The 26,367-nt window shown below is 47.6% G+C and carries 10 protein-coding genes; 8 read left to right on the forward strand and 2 right to left on the reverse strand.

Annotation, left to right across the window (positions count from 1 at the left end):
• The first annotated feature begins 46 nt into the window (after window positions 1-46).
• The 3 genes from HPS55_RS02195 to HPS55_RS02205 all read left to right on the forward strand — a co-directional run bounded on the left by HPS55_RS02195 (window position 47) and on the right by HPS55_RS02205 (window position 7,843).
• Complete coding sequence (locus tag HPS55_RS02195) at window positions 47-871, forward strand: hypothetical protein (RefSeq protein ID WP_172176750.1); 825 nt, start codon at window positions 47-49, stop codon at window positions 869-871.
• 770 nt (window positions 872-1,641) lie between these two features.
• The gene (locus HPS55_RS02200; protein WP_172176752.1) at window positions 1,642-6,096 is read left to right on the forward strand and encodes a pectinesterase family protein; all 4,455 of its coding nucleotides are present in this window, start codon (window positions 1,642-1,644) and stop codon (window positions 6,094-6,096) included.
• A gap of 202 nt (window positions 6,097-6,298) precedes the next feature.
• Window positions 6,299-7,843 carry an ATP-binding protein gene (locus tag HPS55_RS02205; protein ID WP_172176753.1) on the forward strand — a complete coding sequence of 515 codons (1,545 nt, stop codon included), beginning with the start codon at window positions 6,299-6,301 and terminating at the stop codon, window positions 7,841-7,843.
• 71 nt (window positions 7,844-7,914) lie between these two features.
• On the opposite strand, the gene HPS55_RS02210 is transcribed toward HPS55_RS02205, so the two are convergent.
• Window positions 7,915-8,616: a hypothetical protein gene (locus HPS55_RS02210; RefSeq protein ID WP_172176755.1), complete on the reverse strand. Its 702-nt coding sequence runs from the start codon at window positions 8,614-8,616 to the stop codon at window positions 7,915-7,917.
• A gap of 1,171 nt (window positions 8,617-9,787) precedes the next feature.
• Between HPS55_RS02210 and HPS55_RS02215 the strand changes: the two genes are divergently transcribed.
• The 5 genes from HPS55_RS02215 (at window position 9,788) to xyl3A (ending at window position 21,706) form a co-directional block, all read left to right on the forward strand.
• Entirely contained in the window at window positions 9,788-13,024 is a 3,237-nt protein-coding gene (locus HPS55_RS02215; protein WP_172324653.1) for a SusC/RagA family TonB-linked outer membrane protein, read from the forward strand.
• 21 nt (window positions 13,025-13,045) lie between these two features.
• Complete coding sequence (locus HPS55_RS02220) at window positions 13,046-14,977, forward strand: RagB/SusD family nutrient uptake outer membrane protein (protein WP_172176759.1); 1,932 nt, start codon at window positions 13,046-13,048, stop codon at window positions 14,975-14,977.
• 18 nt (window positions 14,978-14,995) lie between these two features.
• Window positions 14,996-16,594, forward strand: coding sequence for a DUF5123 domain-containing protein (locus HPS55_RS02225; RefSeq protein WP_172176761.1), 1,599 nt, complete (start codon window positions 14,996-14,998; stop codon window positions 16,592-16,594).
• A 291-nt stretch (window positions 16,595-16,885) separates the two neighbouring features.
• Complete coding sequence (locus HPS55_RS02230) at window positions 16,886-18,976, forward strand: pectate lyase (protein WP_216653124.1); 2,091 nt, start codon at window positions 16,886-16,888, stop codon at window positions 18,974-18,976.
• Between the two features lie 147 nt (window positions 18,977-19,123).
• Complete coding sequence (gene xyl3A, locus HPS55_RS02235; protein WP_172176763.1) at window positions 19,124-21,706, forward strand: xylan 1,4-beta-xylosidase; 2,583 nt, start codon at window positions 19,124-19,126, stop codon at window positions 21,704-21,706.
• 213 nt (window positions 21,707-21,919) lie between these two features.
• Here xyl3A and HPS55_RS02240 read toward each other — a convergent pair whose 3' ends face one another.
• Window positions 21,920-25,816, reverse strand: coding sequence for a response regulator (locus HPS55_RS02240; protein WP_172176765.1), 3,897 nt, complete (start codon window positions 25,814-25,816; stop codon window positions 21,920-21,922).
• Window positions 25,817-26,367: the final 551 nt, after the last annotated feature.

A 26,367-nucleotide genomic window follows, 5' to 3' on the forward strand; every position in this document is an offset into this window, starting at 1 on the left:
AGGATAGCTCGAAACGTGGGATTAGAAGAATATATCAAGACGCAATATGGAAAAGAAAACACTTATCTTATCAATGATTGTCTGCATCTTTGTCTTATATGCTCAGGCAAAGACAACTTACATACCTACATATGACAATCGTCTTCTTCTGATAGAAAATGGTGAAGTTGACTCTTTAACCAATACGTCTCATTCTCTAGTAATGTCTTCTAAAGACGGTCTCATCACTTGTACCTTGGCGCAACAGGTTGTCTCACAAGACCTGGTACGTGACATCAAAAGGGCGAAAAATGCTGCAGGCTGGTCTATGGTTGCAGCAGGACTTTCTTCTGTTTCAGAAGGAATGGCTCAAAGCCAAATGAACAATGGATATAACAAGGGATGGGCGATGCAGAACTATGTGGACGCAAGAGAAAATACAAATGCTTCTCTTGCCGCGTCGGATGACGCCATGACCCTTGCAGAAAACTTAAAAACCCTTTTACTTGATTTGGTAGTAAGAAATAATTCTCAAAAAGAAATGCTCATAGCCGATATAGATAGAGGATTGGTGTGGTTCGTTCTACCAAATTGCGAGGTTCGTCTTCCCTTATTGAAAAACGAAGAATGTCATTTTCGGATTTCATCGTGCAATCCAATGGATGAGAATGTGAAGTATATTAACGCATTGGGTACAAGCACATTAGAGAAATACACCATCAGTTTTGAAACAGATATATCATGGTATGTCCCTATTAGCAATAAAGCTTTAAAGGGTTTACGATTTGAAACAGATATACTGGATGGATATATCAGAATAGTCAAAGACACTATGACAATGAGTATTGTATCAGAAGATGAGCTTAGAACCATTAAAAAGAATCAAAAGTGACTTGATGAACCGAAAAGTTAATCTGTACGGATTATTATGAAAAAACGCATCTTGTTTTTCTCAAACCAGAAAAACGAGATGGGCTTCTCTGCCCTGTTTACCCACCTTTTTGGCGTAGTATACTTGACGTAAAGGCATCCCGACACTCCCAAAATGACCGTTTGGCAGTGCAACGAGGGCCGTTTTGCAGTCCGACAAGGGCCTTATTGCAAGGTGAAACGGCCTTCTCTGCTTTCTCGACAAAGTAACATTGTTGTAACATCTTGATAGCCAGCGCTTCCCTTTTGAATCTAAAATCGCGATTTTCTGGCCATCAGACGAAAATAACGATTCCGATGTTGCTTAACATACGTTAAAGTAAAATTTTTAAAACCTCCACTTCAAAATACAGCTCTATCGAAGAGCACGTTTCAAAATTCTGCCATCACCGATCCTTAAGCAAGATTGTCCAAAAACGCAAAAACAGGCAATACTGTAAGAGCATGACTTGTCAGGATAGTGCACAGTCCTGACGAACCACCTCCTTTCATGGTCTTGGCACTACACTCCGGCTTATATTTTTTGATATAAAAGGTGTAAAATATCACTTTAAAATTCACGACAATGATTTTTCCACACTTTTGTCTCCTCTTTATTATGTATTTTTCTTAATTTTGTGCGCTGACTTTAAATAAGATATCAAAACCATACAATCACTACTTAATGAAACAAACAAGCATATAAAAAAAATAGATCAAACCAATTTATACTAAAAATTTAAAATCAATCGTATGACAAAACTATTTCGATTTGTCCTTGTCATGGCATGTTTGGCCGGCGTCATTCCGGCAAGCGCTGCTTTCAAGGACATCAAAATTGACCTTACCGGTCAGTGGCTGCTCACGACAGAAGAGTTCGCGGGCGACCCCAAGCCAAACGTTGAATTCGGCATTGTCATCGCCGACGACGGTACGGCCACACGAGTCGAAGCCACCGACGCATCAGCCGATGCCGTCATCAGCGGCAAGTATCACAACGACCACGGATGGGGCGGGGCCAAACTGACCTTACCCGTGGACGGTATGGTGAAGATAGGTGTGGGCAACTGCGACTATGCCACCCACACCGTCAAGGTGACCGATGCCGCCGGAAACGAGGTGGCAGCGTTCGCAACAGAGAAGACCGGATGTTGGAAAAACAACAAAGACGACAATCACGTCACTTTCGGCTATTATCGGGGCGAGGCCACCACACTGACCATCACCACAAGCAGCTACACCCCGTATCTCTCTGTGGAAGCCGTAGCGGAGGCCCCAAGCCAGGCCACCGTAAGCTACGATATGGGAGACACGGAAGCCGAAGGCACACTGCCGGCCGGCATGAAAGCAGACGTAGGTACAGACTACACTCTGCCGAAGAACTTCACTCTCTATGCCGAAGGCAAGACCCTCACGGCATGGACAGACGGAACAGACAACTACGCCCCCGGGCAGACAATCAAACTGGAGAAAGACCTCAAGTTGTCGCCCGTATTCACGGAAAACACCGTCTCATTGGCCGACCGTACTGACGCCGTAATGCTCAACTTCGACTTCCAGACAAGAAACGGAGCGCCCGTCGTAGGCTATGAAAACGTTACAGGAATATGGGTAACCCAGGCCGTTGTCAACGGACAGACCATCGACGTAAAACTCGACTTCGACACAAACAACGGCGGCAAAATAGCCAACGCCAACTGGACGGACCTGGCACAGATGAACTCCGGCACAAAACTGACCGTACCATCATGCAAGGGAGCGACAATAACACTCGAGGCCTACGGCACCATCACCACCACGACCATCGACGGTCAGAACGACTACACACAAGGGACAACCATAAGCTACACCATCGGCGGCACAGCCGAGACGATAGACATCGTCATCGGAGACGGATCGTATTACAGATATGTAAAGGTGACACTGCCTGTGGCAAGCACTCCCGGAGGCAAGACATATACCGACGAACCCGTAACCGTGGCATGGCCGATGAACGACACCAACGAGCCCGGGAAATACACTTCCACACTCGCTGATGCCTTCTCGATAGTTTCGTTCGACCCGGGCGTGACATCACTCAACCCCAAAAAGCCTCTGGCAAGCATCACCGACGGCAACGCACAGGAAGTTGTCAAAGGTCTCAACTATTCTGCAGGAACAGGCAAGGGCGACATCCTGACATGGAGCGTGAAGCCCGCGCAAGGACTGACATTCACCCCGACAAGACTCACAGGATATGTCAACCGCGACGGAACAGACTCCGAAAACGGTATCACCGTCGAAGTAAAGATGGGCGACGGCTCTACCGTAACGCTCGGAACATGGACAGCCCTGCGCAGCGGCAAGACTTCATCATACAAACCTTACGACGCAACGGCAATCTATCAGTATGACATCACCCTGACAGCTGAGCAGCAGGCCGTGCTCACCGGAGCCGAGACATTCTACCTGACCTCTACTGTAGGCGTGGGAACGGGCAAGAGCGGAATCTTCGGTGAGGTGACTGTTTCCGGGACTGTTTCCGGAACCGTAGCCAACATCGAGAAATATACCCTCGCCTTGAAAGCCAATCCCGAAGAGGCCGGAACAGTAAGCGTATACCCCAAGGCCGATGTATATGACGCCGGATCGGAGGTGCAGCTCACTGCCACTCAGAACTTCGGCTATCACTTCACAAACTGGGCCGATGCCGAAGGAAACATTATATCGGAAGATGCCAAGTTTACATATTATATTGATGGCAATGCCGATCTGACAGCCAACTTCCAGGCCGTGAAGACATACGAACTGAACTACAACGTTGATGGCGGAGCCAATCCCTACATGGTGAAAGCCTCTCCGGTTCCCACCATAGTAGACGGCAAGAACATGTATGAGGAAGGAACCCGTGTGACACTGACTGCATCGTCAAACCCCATCATGACCTTCACAAACTGGAGCAACGGGGAGACCGGTGCCGAAATAGCCATAGACATGAACTCTGACTACAACGTGACGGCCAACTATGATGCCATAGATTTCGTAGCCGGCTGGGACTTCGAACTGAAAGGTGCCGAGGGCCGCAAAGCAGACTTCTACAGTGCCGACAACGATGTGGCCCAACTCATACTGCGCAATGAAGCCGGCGAAACATCAGGATGGCTCGACAAGAGCAATGAAGCCGATGGCGGATACGAAGGCCGTCCCGGTGCCGTCAACTGGCGTACTACCGGTCTCGGCGACTACTACTGGCAGACGGTGCTCAATTGCGAAGCCTTCACTGACATCACAGTAAAGACCGCTATGACCTACAACTACAATGCCTACCAGACATACAACGTGGAGTATTCACTCGACGGCACCAACTGGAACAAGGCCGGACAAGTCGATATGCCGGGCCGCAAGACATGGGTGGACGCAGAAATCGCCCTGCCTGCCGAATGCGACAACCAACCGAGCCTGTATCTGCGATGGATTGCCGACAAGACATCATCAATAGACGGAACGACATCGGATAACGACGGAGCATGCCTTGGAGCAACGTGGATTATCGGCAAGGCACAGATTGTGGACGACGGAAAAGCTCCTGAGCTGATATCTACCGTACCGGCCGAAGGTTCAGACAACGCTTCTGCCAACGGAAAGATTGTACTGACATTCAACGAGAAAGTCAAAGTGGCCGAAAACGCCGCTGCCACACTCGGCACTCAGACTCTCAAACCCGCCGTTTCGGGCAAAACCGTCATATTCGAGTATAAGGGTCTGGAGTATTCAACGGAATACACATTCAATCTGCCGGCAAACACTGTCGCTGACCTGACGGACAACTATATGGCGGAGCCTGTCATAATCGGTTTTACAACAAAGACTCGTCCCGCAGTGGCCAAGGCACTCTACGACTTCATAGTGCCCGACAACGGAACGTTCAATGAGGCCATCATCGCCGCAAACAGCCGCACCGACAAGTCAAAGCGTTTCTACATCTTCGTGAAGAACGGCTCATACAAAGCCACGAACACCGAAGGTGCCACAGTGGTTGGGGATGACGGAAATACCTATCCGTCCGTGACGACAAACCTCACGGCATCCAACGTTTCGATTATCGGAGAAAGTATGAACGGCACTGCCGTCTACAACGAGCCGCAACATATCTTTGAAGGACTTGGCAAAGCCACCAACCTCATGATACAGAACAAAGTGGAGAACACCTATCTTCAGGACATCAAGCTGACACACACGCTCGGTGACAACGGACGTGTGGCCGTACTTCAAGACCGTGGCAACAAGACTATCTGCAAGAATGTCAACCTTGACGGATATCAGGATACATACTACAGCAACCAGAACGGCTCACGCTTCTACTTCGAGACGTCAACACTCGGAGGTCGTGTAGACTTCCTATGCGGTGGTGGCGATGTCGTCTTCAACCAGTGCGACCTCGTTGTCAAAGGCGACGGCACAAAGATTACGGCAGCAGGAACACCGGCAAAATACGGTTACGTCTTACTCGACTGTACAATCAAGGGCGACAAGAAATTTGACGGCAAGTTCACTCTCGGTCGTCCGTGGAGCCAAGGTGCGAGCCGCGTACAGTATATCAACACCACGATGGAACTTCTGCCCACAGCAGCAGGATGGGAAGAAATGAGCGGTGGATGGCCTACAGCATTCAAGGAGTATAACAGCCACACTGCAAGCGGCACACCGGTCAGTCTCACCAACCGCAAGACCGTCTTCGGTGACGGACACGAGGCAGATACCCGCACACCACTCACAGCAGCAGAAGTGGCCGAACTCAGCATCGCCAATGTAATGGGCGGAAACGACGATTGGGATCCGACAGCAGCCACAGAGCAGGCATCAGCCCCGACCGATGTAACCATAAACGGAACATCACTCACATGGAAAGAGAACAACTACGTACTCTGCTGGGCCGTATGCAAGGACGGCAAGGTTGTGGCCTTCACCACAGAACCGTCCTACACCGCCGACGATACCAACGCTGTATGGTCCGTACGTGCCGCAAACGAGATGGGCGGTCTCGGCGAAGCCTCCGTTGCAGCCATCACTGACGGAATAAATACGGTAAACACCGGAAACAGCAACGTGGTGAAAACGGAATTCTACAACATGCAGGGCATCAAGGTGAACGAATCGTTCAAAGGCACCGTAATCAAGGTAGAGACACTTGAAAACGGAAGCAAGGTTTCCACCAAGACAAACAGATAAACGACACGGCTGCCTACAAAGGCATGCCCGACCTATATCCAATCCCTCTGCACGGTCACCATACCGTTGCAGGGGGATTCTTGTTTTGCATTCGCACAAAACAAGATAGCATGTATACATCCCCTTCCCCATATTTTGCATTCTTTTTTATCCAATTACAAAATAAACATGTATCTTTGCAGATAATAAAACATAAAAGGACATGATATATCCAATAGGAATACAAGACTTCGAGAAACTGCGCAGCGACGGCTACGTATATGTAGACAAGACGGACCATATATACCGCCTTGCCACCACCGGCAGCTATTATTTTCTCAGCCGGCCGCGACGTTTCGGCAAAAGTCTGCTCCTTTCCACGATAGAGGCTTACTTCAGCGGAAAGAGGGAACTGTTCTGTAATCTTGCCATATCTGACATGGAAAAGGAATGGACGGCTTATCCCATCCTGCATCTTGACCTGAACACCGCCAAATATGACGCGCCCGAAAGTCTGCTCAACGTGCTCAACGACACTCTTGCCGGATGGGAATCGGAATATGGGACATCGCCCACAGAAATAACGCCGGAGTTGCGTTTCAAGGGCATAATACGCAGGGCCTGCGAAAAGACCGGCCGACGTGTTGTGATACTCGTCGACGAATACGACAAACCCATGCTACAGTCCATATGCAACGTGGCCCTGCAGGACGAATACCGAAGCATACTGAAAGCATTCTACTCGGTGCTGAAGACACAGGACCGCTACATACGGTTCGCATTCCTCACCGGCGTGACCAAGTTCGGAAAGGTGAGCGTATTCAGCGACCTGAACAACCTGAAAGACATTTCAATGGACGAACGCTACATAGACATATGCGGCATCACAGGACAGGAAATACACCGATACTTCGACGACAGAGTGACGGAACTTAGCCGGAAAAACAATATGACAACAGACGAATGTTACGCCAAGCTGGCAAAGACATACGACGGATATCACTTCGAGACAGACACTGTTGGAATATACAATCCGTTCAGCCTGCTCAACACTCTTGACAGATTGAGATTCGGCAGCTACTGGTTTGAGACGGGAACACCATCGTTTCTCGTGTATCTGCTGAAAAAGTCCGACTATGACCTGAACAACCTTCAGAACGAACCCGTGTCGGTAGACCTGCTGAACAGCGTCGACTCTATGTCGCAAAATCCCATCCCCGTGATATACCAAAGCGGATATCTCACGATAAAGGGATATGACGAACGTTTCCAGCAATACAGGTTGGGCTTTCCCAATGATGAAGTGGAAACAGGCTTCATCCGCTATCTGCTGCCAATGTATACTCCGGTAAACGAAAACAAAACAGAGTTTTTTATTGCCAATTTCATTAGCGATGTGGAAAACGGCCGCCCGGAAGTCTTCATGGAACGTTTGCAGAGTTTCTTCTCCGACGGCGACTACCGCATAGCCGGAACGATGGAGCTGTATTTCCAGAACTCGATGTACCTCATTTTCAAAATGATGGGTTTCTATACCGACGTTGAGCGGACAACGAGCCGCGGGCGTATAGACATCACCGTGAAGACTGCAGACTACATATATGTGATGGAGCTTAAGCTCGACGGAAGCGCCGATGAAGCACTGGAGCAGATCGAAACACGGGGATATGCCGCTCCGTTTGCCGCGGACAAGAGAAAGGTATATAAGATAGGGATAAACTTCTCGTCAGGAACGCGAGGAATAGAAGAATGGAAGATAGAGGAATAAAAAAACAAAATCGGGCCGTTTGCAATCTTTGACAAACGGTCCGATTTCGTTATTCAAGCCAAGCGGTGATATTATTTCACAACAACCTTCTTTCCATTCTTCACAACAACACCCTTGAACGTATCGTCCACTTTCTGTCCGGCGAGATTGTAAGCAACACCGCCCTCCGCCTTATTCACTGAAACATTGCCGATACCGTCGGTACCACCGGCCTCAAACTTAAAACCGAAATATCCCATCTTTGTACCAACAGCAAACACATAGTAAGTTCCACCGGCCTCGGTTTTCACCGTCACAGTTCCATTAGACTTTATACCTATTATATCTTCACCTTTTTCATTTTGTGTGAAAACTTGAGATTCTTCTGCATCCTTGTTGTCCGGCAACATGTAAGTATAGTCTGTTACCTTAGCATAATCCTTGTCTACAACAAAAAAACCTTTATTGGCTCCCAATTGGACACCAACCGTAAGGGTTCCGGCTACAGCTGTCTCAAACTTATAATAACATCCCGTAGGTTCATTTCCAGCGGTATATTTACCATTGGTACTACCATTAGTATATGCTGTAAAATCAGCATCGGCCCAATTCGAAGTCTTTTTTCCTGCAATAAAAGTACCGCCACCATCACTATAAGTCATGACAACATTCTCTACAGACGTTATCTTGTCACCAGCGGTAATAGACTCTTCTTCCGAAACTGCATAAAGTCCCTGCGCATCAACACTCATTGCGCAGAGCGCAACAGCAATCAAAGTAAAAATTTTCTTCATAAGATTTAATGTTTTTTGAATTGTTTATTACTAAAAAATCAATTAGGAATCTAAAAACGATTTCACATACAAAGATAAGAAAAACAATCCTAATATGTAATGACAGTTCAACAAAATGCCGCCATTTACATTATTTTTACATATAAAACAACAAAAAATACACATTCCACCCTATATCCTCCCCCTCACACATGGTTTATCCACTTCTATATATCCACGCAAGAAACCGACGCTACATATTCTTGTAATAAGTTAGTTAACAAAATTAAACTACATTATCGTACGGACAGAACGCGCCCCGGCGGGGCAACGAGCACATAGCCCGGGGCAGAGCGAAGCGGCACCCTGGGATTCAAACATCGACAATCCCCGCGCCCTGAAAGGGCAAAAGCATAAATATATATGAAATATAAAAAAATGTAAGTATCTGATAATTAATACTTTTGCCCTTTCAGGGCGAATGTATGCAATCGTGTAGTTCCCGGGGTGCCGCTTCGCTCTGCCCCGGGCTATGTGCCCGTTGCCCCGCCGGGGCGCGTTCATTCAAGGCGCATCCGTCCAATGTCCAGACGATAATATAGTTTAATTTTGTTGACCAACTTAAGAAACACAGATTTGGCAGAGTCTCAACCAAGTAGCCCCCGGCAACCTCCCTCTAATCTCGGACGCGCTATGGCAAACAGCAGACCAACGCTGCCGTAATTCAATGTTATTGACCTTACTCACTAAAGTCAATAACATTGAATAGTAAAGTCATTAAGATTAAAGAGTAAAGTCATTGACCTCACATTCCGTGCGGGCCGTAATGCTCCATGCAGGGCGCCGGCACCATATCAAAAGGGCATATATCCAAACAGGACCAAATGGGGATATCCCCTACGGACATACACAAGATTCACATTCCTACAAAGCCGTAATAACCGCACGAACATGCCATAAAATCATTATTTTCCTAAATAAAATACAAAAAATCCACTATTATATAACATCTTTTTCTTAATTTTGTGCCATAAAACAAAATAATACTAACCCCAATATACTAATCAAAATAATACAATCATAGAAACAAGGAATATCTTCAAATCCGAAATGGCTACATAGAATGAAGTTTGATATTGGCCATATAAAAAACAAATTACCGAAAATATCATTAATTTAAACAAATAAAACTATGTCTGAGAAACTTAAACGTATTCGAACGGCGCTGATTTTTGCTTTTCTGCTAATAGCGGGAGGCATTCATGCGCAGACTGTAAAAGTCACCGTTAAAGACTCCAATGGAGAACCAGTCATTGGAGCAAGTGTGATAGAAAAAGGCACACGTAATGGTGGTGTGACCGATTTCGATGGAATCATCAACGTAAAAGCCAAAGGCGACAAGCCGCTTGTCATATCTTATATAGGTATGAAGACAAAGACTGTCAATATAAAAGGTAAAAGCACAGTCAACATTACGATGGAAGACGATGCCACGACACTGAACGACGTGGTTGTAATCGGTTACGGTACGGTGCGCAAGAAGGACCTTACCGGTTCGGTGGCATCCGTAAGTGCAAAGCAACTGGCCAATATCCCTGTATCGACAGCCGCCGAGGCTATGCAAGGCAAAATGGCAGGTGTGAATATTTCAACAACCGAAGGTTCTCCCGATGCTGAGGTTACCATCCGTGTGCGTGGTGGCGGTTCACTTTCGCAGGACAATTCACCTCTTTACATAGTAGACGGATTCCCCGTGTCTACCATCAGCGACATCGCCCCAAGTGACATTGAAACCATCGATGTGCTTAAAGATGCTTCATCCACAGCCATCTACGGTGCCCGCGGTGCCAATGGTGTTATCATTGTTACAACAAAGAGCGGCAAGGAAGGCAAGGTACAGGTCAACTTCGGAGCATCGCTGGGTGTACGCAAGATTTCAAACGAGATTGAGGTGCTTGACCCCTATAACTATGCTCTCTATCAGTATGAGATAGGTGACAAGACTGGTTACGGAAACTATGACGACCTTGACATCTGGAAATCTGTTGAAGGCAGCGACTGGCAGAACGAGCTTTTCGGACGCACCGGTCTGCAGCAGATGTACAACCTGAGCGTAAGCGGTGGCTCAAAAGATACCAAATTCAATGTGAGCTACTCGCGTACTGACGACAAGAGCATCATGCTCAGCTCTGATTTCAAGAAAGATAATATCAACGCCAAGTTGAATACCCAAATCAACAAATGGATCACTCTTGACTTCAACGCCCGCTTGAGCTATCAAGTTGTAAACGGTCTTGGCTCGGGAGCGGATGTGAATGACAACAACGTGACCAACTCACTGGTTGGTAAAACTATCACATTCCGTCCTGTGAATCCGCTCACAACAGACACCGAAGAGAACGATGAGAATACGTCTAACAGAGAAGCCAGCCCCTACGATCGTATGCTTGACACATATAAACAGCAGCGACGTCTGCGCCAAAACTATAATGCCGGTTTGAACTGGAAGCCTTTCAAGAATCTTACCATACGCAGCGAGTTCGGCTATGCTTGGTACTATGGCAAGACGACAAGCGCATTCGGTTGCAGAGCTACCCGTAACTCGGCTTTGGGATATTCAGGAAGACCTCAGTCCCAAATAACACGCGAGGAAACACGCAACTGGCGTAACGCCAACACCATCACATACGAGAACGAGAATTTATTCATGAAGAACGACCGTTTGAACGTTCTCGCCGGTCAGGAATGGACAAGTTCGGGCACAGAGACATACAACTCTTACTCTGTCAACTTCCCGGCATCGATGACTCTTGGTGAGGTTTTGGCCAATCAGGGGTCGGGTCTGGCCCTCAACAACAGTAACAACATTGCCCGCAAGGACAATATGATGTCATTCTTCGGCCGTATCAACTATACCATCGCCGACAAGTATCTTTTCACTGCCACCCTCCGTGCCGATGGTAGCTCTAAATTTGCGAAAGGCAACCGTTGGGGGTACTTCCCATCTGCAGCTATCGCTTGGCGTATCACCGAAGAGAACTTTATGAAAGATGTTAAATGGGTATCCAATCTTAAGGCACGTCTGAGCTTCGGTACGGCCGGTAACAACCGTATCAAGAGCGGCTTGGTACAGACTCTCTACACTCTGACCAGTGCTACAGACAAGGCTCCCTACTTTGACGAGACTGTGGACGTGATGCTTAACCATAGTACACTGGCCAATCCCAACCTAAAATGGGAGACCACCATCACCCGTAACTTCGGTATCGATTACGGTTTCCTTAACGGACGCATCAACGGTACTGTAGACCTTTATTGGAATACGACTAAAGATCTGCTCATGCAAACCAAGATCCCTACGATATCAGGTTATGACTATCAGTATCAGAACTTCGGACAGACTTCAAACAAGGGTGTCGAGTTTACTGTAAATGCCGCTATCATCGAGAAAAAAGACTTCACTTTGAACTTTACCGGTAACATTTCTTACAACTATAACAAGATTGACAAACTGAACACCGATACCGAGTTCCAAAACTACAAATGGGCCGGTTCTACATTCGATGACAATGAGAACTTCAAAATCGTAGAAGACGGACGTCTCGGCGAGGTTTGGGGATACAAGAGTCTTGGTTTCTACACTATCTATGACGAAAAGACCAATCCCAACGGTGACCTTACATGGAACGGCAAGACATGGACGCTCCGTGAAGGTGTGGTAGACAACGGTACCGCAACTGTAGGCGGACAGCTGAAACCCGGTGCCATCAAGGTACAGGTTGATGAAAACGGCAAGGCACTGAAACAGCGTCTTGGCAACACCATCGCTCCGTGGCAGGGTGGTTTCGGATTCAACGCCACATTCCATGGTTTCGATGCTTCTGTTTTCTGCAACTTCTCACTTGGCAACAAGCGCGTGAACGGTGCCAAAATGGTATCATCGTTCTACGGACAGGCACGCAAGGGATATAACATCAACGGTGACTTCAAGAGCAGATACACCGGACTTGATATAGCAACCGGGCTTGATCTGTACAATCCAGGTAGCGCAGAGGTTATCGCCGCATACGGTAGCACCGAGGCTGCGATAGCACGTCTGAACGAGATTAACGCCGGCGCAACCATCTACAACCCCGCTATTGTTAACAAGATGTCGCTCACAAGCAACTTCGTAGAAGATGCATCGTTCCTGCGTCTGCAGAACGTTACATTGGGATACACACTGCCAAAGAAATTGGTCAACAAGGTGCTTCTCAACAATGTACGCTTCTACTTCACAGGCTACAATCTGCTCACAATCACCGGTTACTCCGGTTCTGACCCTGAGGCTGACACAAGCAGCCGAAAGAATCCCATGTGCCCGGGTATAGACTATGCAGCATATCCCAAGAGTCGCCTGTATGTATTCGGCGTAAATGTTTCATTCTAATCATCAACAGACTATATAATTATGAGAACAAATATAATCAAGACATTGTTTTTGAGTGGCCTGGTTCTTTCCACCGCTTCATGCGAAGATTTTCTTGACCAGACATCAGAATCCGAGCATACTCCCGAAAACGTATGGAATTCTCCATATTATTCAGAGTTGGTACTCAACAGAGCCTACGGAGCATTGACCGAAGACGGAACATACGCTCAGGTTATGGCCTTTACAACATCATTGAATACCGATATCGAACTTGTGGATGCCGGAGACGCTGCAAGCTACACCAATCAAGGAAGTGAGCGCAGTTATATGAACTACAATGCCATTGCCGGAGGCTGGAGCAAAGCACAGCAAGCATGGGACAAATCGTATATAGCCATAGAATACTGCAACAACGTTATAGACGGTGTAAGCGGCAGTTCGTTGGCCAATAATACAACCACAGTGGGACGCCAAATGCTCAGATACAAGGGAGAAGCTATTACGCTAAGAGCCATGCTCTACTTCGACTTGATACGCAATTTCGGAGATGTGCCTTTGAAACTGTCTGAGACAAAGACCGACCTTAGCAACGTTTACATCCCGAAGACCGACCGTGACGAGATTATGGACGAGTTGATAAAGTCACTTGAGGAAGCTATCGAATACCTGCCTTGGGTAGGTGAGAATGGCTACACCACTGAGCACGTGACCAAAGGATATGCCCATGCACTGCTCGCAAACATAGCTCTGCAACGTGCCGGATGGTCTATCCGCGAGGCCGCAAAAGAAGGTTATGAGACAGCAGCCGAAAACAGCGATCCCACCTATCCCACACAGCGTCCTGCCGCTGCCGAGCGCAAGGGATACTATGAGCTGGCACTCAAGCATCTAAATGCCATTATCGCAAACGGCAAGCACCAGCTAAACCCAAGTATCGCAGACCAGTGGTATTTGGTAAACCAAAGAGCGCTTGACACCAAATATTACGAAAACATATTCGAGATTCCTATGGGTCTCAACAAGAGTGGAGAGTTCGGATATACCGTAGGTGTACGTATCAGCGGAGCTTCTGCAAAATACGGTCCCAAAGGTAATTCATCCGGAAAGGTAAAGCTCACCGCACCTTATTTCTGGTCATTCGACCATAATGATTTACGCCGCGACTTGACATGTGCCACCTATGAACTCAAAGAAGAAAACGGAGTTCTCAAGGAGAACATGCAGAAAAACGAACCGTTCAAGATATATGTTGCAAAATGGGATATCCGCAAAATGAACGAGGAGTGGCGTATTGCGGCACTTGGTACAACAGAAAAAGTACCTACCGGTATTAACACCATAAAGATGCGCTACCCACAGGTATTGCTCATGTATGCCGAGGCTCTCAACGAGCTTAACGGTCCAGACAACGCAGCTGGAGGTGCCGGCATGACAGCCCGCGAAGCATTGGCAAAGGTGCACACCCGCTCTTTCGCCGAGGCAGACAAAACTGCAGCACTGGCGTATGTAAATGCTATTTCGGCTGACAAGGATGCTTTCTTTGAAGCTATCGTGCAGGAAAACGCATGGGAGCTGGCCGGTGAAGGTGTACGTAAATTTGAACTGGAACGCTGGAATCTGCTTAGCAAGAAGATTGACGAATTCAAGGAGACATTCAAGTATCAGTTTGAAAACGAATATCCCAAAGATTTGTATTACAAGACTATAACAGAAGGCAGCGAGGTGCGTATTGACATGGCATCAGTATGCTGGTATGAAGAGCCTGCTGACGACGTTAAGAAAGAATATCAGAAAGTATCATGGTGGGGTACACCTAAAGAGGATAACGATCCCAACAAAAATCCGATGGTAGCACTTGAGTATATCAGCGCAGGACTTAACACACCGGTTAAAAACCGCTATTTCATGCCTATTGCAACCGGTACCATAGCCGATTCGCAGGGTAAGATTGCAAATTCTTATGGTTTCTAAACAATAAAATGAAAAGATATGAAATTTAGTTCTATAAATATAAGCGTACTAGGAGCATCATTGCTCCTATGTGCTGCAGCATTCACTTCCTGCTGCAACGACAACGATTGGGATACGGACGGTACCCACAACCGTCCTTTCCATACAACCACACTGACTGTTGATCCAAAAGACGACCGAGCCGGTATCATATTCGATAAGATACCCAATGCCATCGGCTATCAGGTAGAGCTCAGCAGAGATACATTGCACGATGGCATTGAACTCAACGCCAACGGCAAGAGCCAAGTATTCGTGCTGCACAACTCACCTGATACGATATATGATCTGCAGGGTGCAACCAAATATTTCATCCGTATGCGCACCATCGGTGAGGGTGAGACATTCAGTAAATGGAAGTATCTGGCCAAATACAGTTTCACAACAAAGAGCGAGCAAATCATCACTGATATTATCCCGAGTTCAACATCTGCTATCGTGAAATTTGTTCCTGGCAAGACTATTGACGAAGCGTATATTTACCGAAATGAAGATTCCACAAAACTTGACAACAGCACCATCGACATAGCCAATGGTGTAGTTACTGTGACCGGTCTGCAAGCCAATACCACCTATAGAATCAAGCTGTGGAACGAGAAGAATGTGCGTGGCAATATGGTATTCAAGACCACAGAAGCATTCCCCGAAGGATATGATATCATCAACCTCACTGCCGGTGACGACCTAAATACGATACTTGCAAGCGCTACCAACGACAAGGTTGTGATACTTATGGCTCCCGGAATGGAGTACTCAATGCCGATAGGTGAAGAAGGTAATCCCAAGACCCCCAATATACCTGCCAATATCACAAGCGTATACTTCTGGGGAGCAGCCGGTGAAGTACAGCCGATATTCCACGTACGCGGTATGGGCTTAGAGGGCAACAAGGACATCATACGTTTCTACAACACGGCTCTCATCAATGATGGCCCGAGTGACCACTATGTACTCAACATAAAGGGCAACTACGACATCAACAAGATACAGATCGATAAATGCACCATAAAGGATACACGTGGTGTTGTACGCTTCCAAAGCATTACAGGTGGAACTGTTGGCGAGGTTACAATCAACAATTGCCAGATAAGCAATATCGGCTCGTACGGAGTATTCAACAGTAAGAGTCAGAGCGCTTTGACCTTGAATGAGTTGAATATCAGCAACACTACGATGAACGGTGTTGCAGCTGGCGCCTTGATCAACATACATCAGGAAAACGCCAAAGTGAACATCGACCACTGCACAATTTACAACTGCGTACAGGCCGGCAAACCGATCATCGATGTCAACAAGTTGGAGAGCATCGTTCCTTACGTTGCCAACACACTGATTGGTCCGTTCAACGGTAGCGATGGCGAAAAGACAATCAAGGGATGCAGTTTGAAGTCAGTGGATGTCAACAATACATTCTACACAAATGATCAGCTTTGGAACTCAGGCTATGAACTTGGAAACATGATTGATGCAAGTTCTACTGATTTTTGGACAAACGCAGCAGAAGGAGACTTTAGCATAACTATATCTTATCGTGATGAGTATAGCAAATATGGTGATCCGCGCTGGGTTACAGAATAAGCCACTATTCATTTAGCACCTGTAAAGGCGGATATCACAACCAGATATCCGCCTTTATTATTTATTTTCATCAATATATACCTCATACACAATTATTCACACAAATAGTGATAAAAACTAATACCTCATATTATAAATTATCCGTATCTTTGCATAGTACAATCGGCACATCAGCAACTTGAAACAAGTTTCACTGCACTCGATTTGCATTATCCCAGCAATATGACAAGCAGTATGATGCCGCATATTACTTAAAACAAACGACAAACAGCTTAAAACAGAGTATAAATTATGGAATTGAAAAGTAAACTTGCAATGGGTGCCTTTGCCCTCATGCTCGCTTTTCCAGCATTGCCAGCCGTGGCGGACAACGCGGAAAAGACGCCGGCCTTTCCCGGTGCCGAAGGATTCGGCCGCTACGTTACAGGAGGACGCGGCGGAACAGTATACCACGTAACCAACCTCAACGACTCCGGCGAAGGCTCGCTTCGTTGGGCCCTCGGGCAAAAAGGAGCCAAAATAATCGTATTCGACGTGTCGGGAACGATACACCTCAACTCGGCACTAAACATCACAGGCAACACCACCGTTGCCGGCCAGACTGCACCCGGTGACGGTATCTGCATAGCCGACTATCCCGTTGGCGTGAAAGGCAACAATGTCATCGTACGCTATATGCGCTTCCGTCTTGGCAACAAACACGTATTGAAAGACGGTGCAGACGGATGGGATGCCCTCGGAGGCATGGATCAGGAACGCATCATGATAGACCATTGCTCCGTGAGCTGGAGCATTGACGAGTGCTGTTCGTTCCTTGGCAACAAGAATACCACCCTGCAGTGGAGCATCGTATCGCAGAGTCTCGTAAACTCGGGTCACACCAAAGGCAACCATGGCTACGGAGGCAACTGGGGCGGAGCGGGCGCTTCGTTCCACCACAATCTCGTTGCACATCACGCAAGCCGTACGCCACGTCTCGGTCCGCGTGCCACCACACAGCTTGACGAACGCATGGACATGCGCAACAACGTGATATACAACTTCGGAGGAAACGGATGCTACGGTGGCGAAGGCATGAAAGTGAACATTGTCAACAACTACTACAAACCCGGGCCCGGAAGTCCTACCGACAAAAAAGGCAAGCGCATTGCCGGCATCGGCATACGCACCAACAAGTATATAGACACGTATCCGGTATACGCGCCCGCCCTTCATCTCTGGGGTAAGTACTATGTCACGGGAAATGTCAATCCGAAATACGCCGATGTTACCAAAGACAACTGGACATACGGCATCTATGCACAAATCAACGGTGATGACTGCGACGGCACATATACCGCCACAACCAAAGACACGATAAAGATTAACGAACCGATACCCTTCATCGCCACAACCACACATACGGCAGAGAAAGCATACGAGAAAGTGCTGGCATATGCCGGAGCAAGCCTCAGCCGCGATTCCTACGACCAGCTGATGGTCGACGACGCCCGTGACGGCAAAGCGACATACACCGGAAGCGGAAATGGAAAAGGATTCATCAATTCACAAGATGACAACAAACCCGCCGGAGCGTCTGCCGACTGGAGCGCATGGCCCACACTCAAAAGCACAGCTGCCCCAACGGACACCGACGGTGACGGAATGCCCGACGCATGGGAAACAGCACACGGACTGAACCCCAACGACGCTAAAGACGGTGCCATGGTTGCCGACAACGGATATACCAATGTGGAGAACTATCTGAACAGCCTCGTGGAGACCATAACAACGGCACAAAACGAGGACGGCACACTGATGGGCAACATGGAATATGAAGGCGAGGAACCTCCGGTGACCGAATACGAGCTGTCACCCTTCACTGCAAACGACGGCTGGGATTTCTCCAACGGCATAAGCATAACCGTAGGCAACGGCTATGCAACAGGTTCGGCATGCGGAATCACGGGCATCAAATACTCACGCAACTCAACATTCAAAATCAATCTGCCCGAGGGCGTAAGCATCAGGGGGGCCGAGTTTACCGGCTACAGCAACAACGACAACGGCACGGCCTATCTGTCGGTATTCGGTGACGACACGTTTGCGGCAAACCAGTATGTATTCCCGTCGCGCGCCGGCAAAAAGACTGTCACACACAACGTCACCCTCTCCGCTCCGGCAAAAGATGTATTGCCCATGCAGTATAAAGACAATCAAGTGGTGATGATAATCAAGCTCTTCGCTGAGACAGGCACCAGCGGCATCAACGAAGTGAAGACCATAACCATTGACACCGCCGACAAGATATACACACTCGACGGCCGCCGCGTAAACAGCGACATACGTTCACTAAAGAAAGGCATATACATCATAAACAACCGAAAAGTGGTGATCAGATAAACACCCTTCACCGGAAGATTTTCTACAGAAAAAGCAAATAGACAATACCCGCCATCAAGCACAGACACCACTGCCGGATGGCGGGATTTTCATATACAGACGTATTTTTTCACAAACAAAAGACAAGCAAAAAAACTATAGGAACAGATGAAAAGCAAGAAACTCATAATCGCAGCAATGTTCATTGCCTCTGCCGTACGGGGCGGCGCACAATCCCTACCCTACCAAAACCCGAACCTTACAGCGGAGCAACGTGCCGAAGACCTGCTCAAGCGCCTCACACTCGAAGAGAAGACAAGACTGATGATGAACGGTTCGCCGGCCATACCCCGACTGGGCATACCGCAATTCGAATGGTGGAACGAGGCTCTGCACGGCATTGGCCGCAACGGCTTCGCAACAGTCTACCCCATAACAACGTGCATGGCCGCATCGTGGGACGAGACACTGCTCGAACAGGTTTTCACCACTGTAAGCGACGAGGCCCGTGTGAAAGCACAACAGGCCAAACGCAACGGTGAGATAAAGAGATATCAGAGTCTTTCATTCTGGACCCCAAACATCAACATCTTCCGTGATCCGCGATGGGGACGCGGACAGGAAACCTACGGCGAAGACCCTTATCTGACAGAGAAGATGGGCATTGCCGTCGTACGCGGATTGCAAGGACCTGACGACGCCAAATACCGCAAACTGTTAGCCTGCGCCAAACATTTCGCCGTGCACAGCGGTCCGGAGTGGAACCGACATTCGTTCAACATCGAGAACCTGCCGGCACGCGACCTTTGGGAGACTTATCTACCGGCCTTCAAGGCTTTGGTGCAGAAAGCCGGCGTTGCAGAAGTGATGTGTGCCTATCAGCGTATCGACGGTGAGCCCTGCTGTGGCAACACCCGATATGAACAGCAAATACTTCGAGACGAATGGGGATTCAAAGGCATGATTGTAAGCGACTGCGGTGCCATTGGCGACTTCTGGCAGAAGGGCAAACACGAGGTGTCAAAGGATGCCGCATCAGCTTCTGCCAAAGCAGTACTGTCAGGCACAGACGTGGAATGCGGAGCCAACTACAAACGGCTGCCCGAGGCCGTTAAAGCCGGATATGTAAACGAGGCCGACATAGACATTTGTGTAAAACGACTGCTCAAGGCACGTTTCGAACTGGGTGACTTCGATGCCGACGAACTGGTGGAATGGACCAAAATACCTGAAAGCATAGTGGCATGCGAGGCCCACAAAAAACTTGCCCTCGACATGGCCCGTAAGGGAACTGTGTTGCTGCAGAACAAAAACGGATTGCTGCCGGTAGACAGAAAAGCAACTGAAAAAATTGTTGTAATGGGCCCAAATGCCAATGACTCCGTAATGATGTGGGGCAACTACAGCGGATATCCCACACGCACCATAACCATACTGCAAGGCATACGCCGCAAAGCCGGCAACGTGAAATATATACAGGGATGCCAACTGACAAAGAATGAAGTGGAAAACAGCCGCTACTCAATGATAAAAAGCCCTGACGGCCAGAAAGGCATGAAAGCCACTTATTGGAACAATACAAACATGGAAGGCGAACCCGTGACCACAGCCTACATGCGCGAACCTATCAACCTGAGCAACGGTGGTGCCACAGTATTCGCTCCGGGAGTGAATCTCGAAAAATTCTCAGCACGTTACGAAGGTCTCTTTACGCCCGACCAAGACGAAACTCTGACTTTATCAATAGGTTGTGACGACAAAGCACGTGTCATACTCGACGGAGACACAGTAATAAACCGGTGGAAATCCCGCCAGCGCATCGACTATCAGCAGGTCAAACGGAATTTCAAAGCCGGCAAGACCTACACAATACAAATAGACTATGTACAGGAAAACGACATGGCCGCAATACAGTTTGACCTGACGAAGAAGACCACCCCTACAAAAGAGCAGCTGCTCGCAGAAACAGGCGATGCGGAAACAGTGATATTCGTAGGTGGTATATCACCACGCCTTGAAGGTGAAGAGATGAAAGTTGACGAACCCGGATTTCGCGGCGGCGACCGCGTCAGCATAGAGTTGCCTCAGGTGCAACGCGACTTGATGGCTATGCTCCATGAGGCAGGCAAGAAAGTCATATTCGTAAATTGCTCGGGCGGTGCCATGGGACTTGTACCCGAAAGCCAACACTGCGATGCAATCATTCAGGCATGGTATGGCGGAGAACAAGGCGGAGATGCCGTTGCCGACATCATTTTCGGCGACTACAATCCCAGCGGCAAACTGCCCATAACATTCTACAAGAGTGCCGACCAGCTGCCCGACTTTGAAGACTACCGCATGGCAGGACGCACATACCGTTATTTCCACGGCGAACCGCTATTCCCATTCGGACACGGTCTGAGCTACAGCACATTCAGCTACGGTTCTCCCAAATACGACATCAAGAACGGCATACTGACTATTGACATAACAAACACCGGCACACGCGACGGTGAAGACGTGGCACAGGTATACATACGCAATACAGCCGACCCCGACGGCCCCATAAAGACACTGCGTGAATACAAACGCGTGGCGCTGAAAGCCGGAGAATGCGGCAATGTGAGTATAGAATTGCCACGCGAACGGTTTGAAGTCTGGGACACCAAGACAAACACCATGCGTGTGGTTCCCGGAACTTATGAGATTATGGTGGGCAACTCAAGCGCAGACAACTCACTCAAGAAAATAAAAGTGAAAATAAAATAACCATATCTGCCAAATAAGTTAGTCAACAAAGTTAAACTACATTATCGTACGGACATAACGCGCCCTGCTTTCTATGTCCGGACAAAATGTAGTTTAACTTTGTTGAATAACTTAATATCACGGACAAAAACAAGATTTATGTCCCTGCCATATAAAACAGAAACAGATCCATCAATAGTTTTCTATTCAAACCGTTTTCAGTTCAAATCGTTTTCAGTTCGTCTTGTCACGATACTCTGACGGTGTCATTCCTGTCTCTTTTTTAAAGCACTTACTAAAATACTTAGGATCCGAAAAACCTACCATATAAGCTATCTGAGAGAACGGATATGTGCTCTTTGATATAAGTTCTTCAGCCCGCTGCATACGGATGTGGCGAACAAAATCCACCGGCGTCATACCCACTATACTCTTTATTTTGCCATAAAACACCGAACGACCAAGATTCACAGCATCTGCAAGGTCTTCAATCTTCATTGACGGGTCACTGATATGCTCTTCCAGATAACCCAAAAGACGCTTCATCATCTCTGTGTCTGCATCGACAATCTGCGGGGTCTCGAGTTTGTAGGTACGATTGTCCTCCGGCTTTATCTGCTCCACATATGCCTGTTGGAGCAGATGGCGCTGGCGTATGATATTGCTCACACGCGACTTAAGATACAGCGCACTGAACGGCTTGGTTATGTAATCGTCGATACCGGCATCAAGCCCGTTCAGACGGTCTTCAAGCGATGCCTTGGCGGAAAGAACGATGATAGGTATATGACAGATATCGTTGTTGCACTTGATGTGCCGCACCATTTCCAGGCCGTCCATCTCAGGCATCATAACATCTGTGATTATAAAGTCGGGCATCTCGGTCTCGGCTATCTCCAGTCCGCGACGGCCATTCTCGGCCTGAAGAACATGATAGTCGCTCTGCAATATGCTCACAAGAAAGCTACGCAAATCATCATTGTCCTCTACGACGAGAAGTTTCTCGCTCGGCGTACGATGTTCCACCTTACCTATGGCTTCATTGGATATATTGGATTCGGCAGTCCACATGGAATCATTGGCAATCTGAGAAACACCTGACAGAATATCGGTCTTCGGCTCCGATTTCCCGGAAACGATACCGTCTCCCGTTTTTGTCGTATCTTTCACGATATGGTCATCCGATAAGGTCACACGGCGCTCCATACTGTACTTAAGCATCTTGTTGACAAGTTCAAGCATCTGCAAAGCATTACGCTCCACCATCTCCAGATGTCTGCGTGCCGACTCGGTAAGACTGCTTGTGCGGAGCACCTCCGTAACCGGTGCGCCAATCAAGGTCAGCGGCGTACGAAGTTTGTGACTTATCTCCGTGAAAAACCGTGTCTTCATATCATTCAGTTCACGCTCCATTGCCGCCCTTGTGCGAAGATTATATATATATACGGCCAGACATATCATGCATACTACCAACAGAGCATACAGGAGTTTTGCCCAACCGGTTTCCCAAAATGTGGGATGCACGTATATATCGAGCCCTGTGACATTGTCCACCCATATACCGTCGCTGTTAGTGCTTTTTACCAACAGTTTGTAGCGGCCGGCCGGCAGATAGTTGAACGAAGCACTGTTAGTCTGCCCCAAATAGTTCCATTTGTCATCTGTTCCGTCGAGTTTATAGGCGTATTTCACAAGATACTTGTCCGAATACTCAAGAGCCGCGAAATATACTGTAAGATTACGGCGATGCGACGGCACTTCAAGTACTTCCTTGTTCAGTATCGGCTCCGGTTCGTTGTCACCTTGCCAAAGCACACCGGTAAAAACAATTCCGGGGCGATGGCTGCTTTTCTTGAGGTCGTTGGTATTGAAACTGATGAAACCTCCCCATACAGCCACCGATATGACGTCAGTCGCAGGATTGTGCACCGGCTTGGCCTCCGACATCTCCACATCATATCCTATGTTGTCCGGGCCATACTGCGACAGCGTGCCCGTGGACGGACTGTACTGTTCAATGCTGCCCTCACGAATTATCCATATATTACCGTTGTTGTCTTCCGCCAACGACTGTACTATACTCTCGTTCTTACGCATATCCGTAAGATTGCGAAATTTCAGATTCTCTCCCAATACATCTTCAGAGACCATTTCCTGCACACTTCCCCCCATCGTCACCACAATTATCCTGCCACTACGTGTCACCAATGTCTGCATCACATCATTGGCCGTCAGACTGGCCGTATCGTCAGGAACATGACGGCTTATGTAAAATCCTATTTTATCAGGACTGCTGAAATTGCCGGCAAAAGTCACCAGACCGCTACTCGTAGAAAGTATAATGTCTCCTTTCTTGTCATGAGTGACACGACGTATCTTTCTGAAAAACAGGCTGTCGGGATATTGTTTCATCTCGTTGCGACAGTTTATGAAACGCATCTTTCCACCGCGCTCGTCGACAAGGTTGAGTCCGCCCTCGAAAGAAACGACCCACACACGTCCGCGATTGTCCACATCGATGTCATATATGTCGTCATGGCTCAGCGAATAGTTGTCCGTTGTGCTGACATAATGCTCTATATTACCGTCCTTGCCAAGAACATAAAGACCGTCACCTTTAGTTCCTATCCAGACACGTCCCTTATTGTCCTCACGAAGAGCGTATATACGGTTTGAAAATTCCGTCTTGTCTTTCTGTAAAGCGCCGTTACGATCGATGTAGCCAAGCAGCCGGCGGTCGGCATCGAACACGGCGAGCTGGCCACTATAAGTTCCGGCCCATGTACGGCCGCGGCTGTCAATAAGCAATGAACGTACATCCTGATTGGGCAATACAGGGGTATATTTGAAATGATGATATCTGAAATTAACCAAATTTATGTCACGAGTACCAGTGAACCAAAGATTTTTGCCGCTGTCAATAAAAAACTTCTCTATTCTGGGCAGACATGCACTCATACCATAGTCAGACATCAGCACGCATGGCTTCAGCTGTCTTAAGGTTTCGTCGTAATAGGCGAATGTCCCCCCCGACGGCACAATCCACACCGTGCCGTACTTATCTTCGTGAAAGAAAGGCTTGCTGCATGTAGTCTGCCGCAGAGCATCGTCGGCCTGTGCCGTCAGCCAGCGTACCGACATGTTGCCGTCGTTACTACGGGTGTCTATCATCACGGCACCGTCACTGTCTGTATATGCCCAAATACGTTGCTTATGGTCTACAAAAACTTCCTTGACCATTGTTGACGGCTGGCCCGGTGTCTGTACGGAATAGGTATAAAGGGCATTCAAGGATATATCATATCTCACAACGCCTATATTTGTGGCAAAAAGCATCTGCGTGTCGCTCAGTTTCGTCATACCGTTTATTACGTTCACTCCTGCCGGCATTGTTATCTGACGCGGCCTGTCTCTACCTGTATATACATATACTTTACCGTCTACCGATGCAAACATAACGCTCTTTCCCAACTGTCCTATATACTCAAACGGTATGTCACAATCAAACTTTCCGTCAAACAGCATCACTCCCTTGTCGCTGAATATCCACTCACGCCCGCTGTCGTCAAGTTCAATCTTTTTCACACCTACCGAACCGTGGCCGGAACTTCCTCCGCCATACTGTTCTATGCCGTTACCATGTTTTACGTCAATATCATTTATCCGATAGTTCGGACCGCTGTCGTTGCTCACTATCCACGTATGTCCGTTAGGCAGCGAATATATATTGCGTGCCACGATAGCATTGCCGTATTTGCGGCTTATAATTTCACTGACATTGATGAAACGGCACTGACGGGTGTCGAACAGATAGACATGCCTGTCGTAAGTGCAGCACCAGATATCACCGGTAGAACTTGGCTTAATGAGAAATATTCTGTTGGTCGTAAATATTTCGTTCACTCCCGGCTGGTTGCGGAATGTGGTGAAGCGATAGCCGTCATAGCAGCATAGTCCGTTCCACGTGGAAAACCACATCAAACCGTTATCGGTTTGTATTATGCGGGATATGTTACCCGCGGGAAGCCCGTCCCTCAATGTGAAAGTATGCACATCGCAATATGGCTGTGCCAAGACAATGCCGTTGCATGTAAATATAGCCAAAAGTAATGTCAGTAGCTTATTTTTCATAAATATGATAATACAAAGTATATCTGCAAATATACGAATAAACTTTGAAGAAATGTTATTCAAATGCAGAAAAAGTTTTGTTTTCCATGCGCAAAATGAATACGCCATGGCTATCAAGGCATGAGCAATGAATCGGAGAAAAAACGGAAACGCCCGTACTTTTTGTTCGAAAAAGAAATCACATTCTATCATATTGTCCTGTTTATTCTGAAAATTTAACTTTTCTTTTTTCTCGAAATAGAAAAGCCGTAAGACCTTCTCTGCTTTCTTTACACGTGTTTTTGGCACTGTTTTCCTGCCGTAAGGGCCTCCCGACACTCCCGCAACGGCCTTTTCGCATTGCAATAAGGCCGTTGTCGCAATGCAATAACGGCCTTATTGCAATGCGAAAAGGCCCTCTCTGCTTTCTTTACAAAGCCTCATTGTTGTAACATGCTGATTATCAGCGCTCTCTATTTGAAGAAAAAATCGCGATTTTCGGGGAGTTGATTGAAAAATGCCGGTACGATACCGCTTAACACATGTTAAAGTAAAGATATTTATAAATGGAA

This window comes from Xylanibacter rodentium (assembly GCF_013166575.1).
GTDB lineage: Bacteria > Bacteroidota > Bacteroidia > Bacteroidales > Bacteroidaceae > Prevotella > Prevotella rodentium.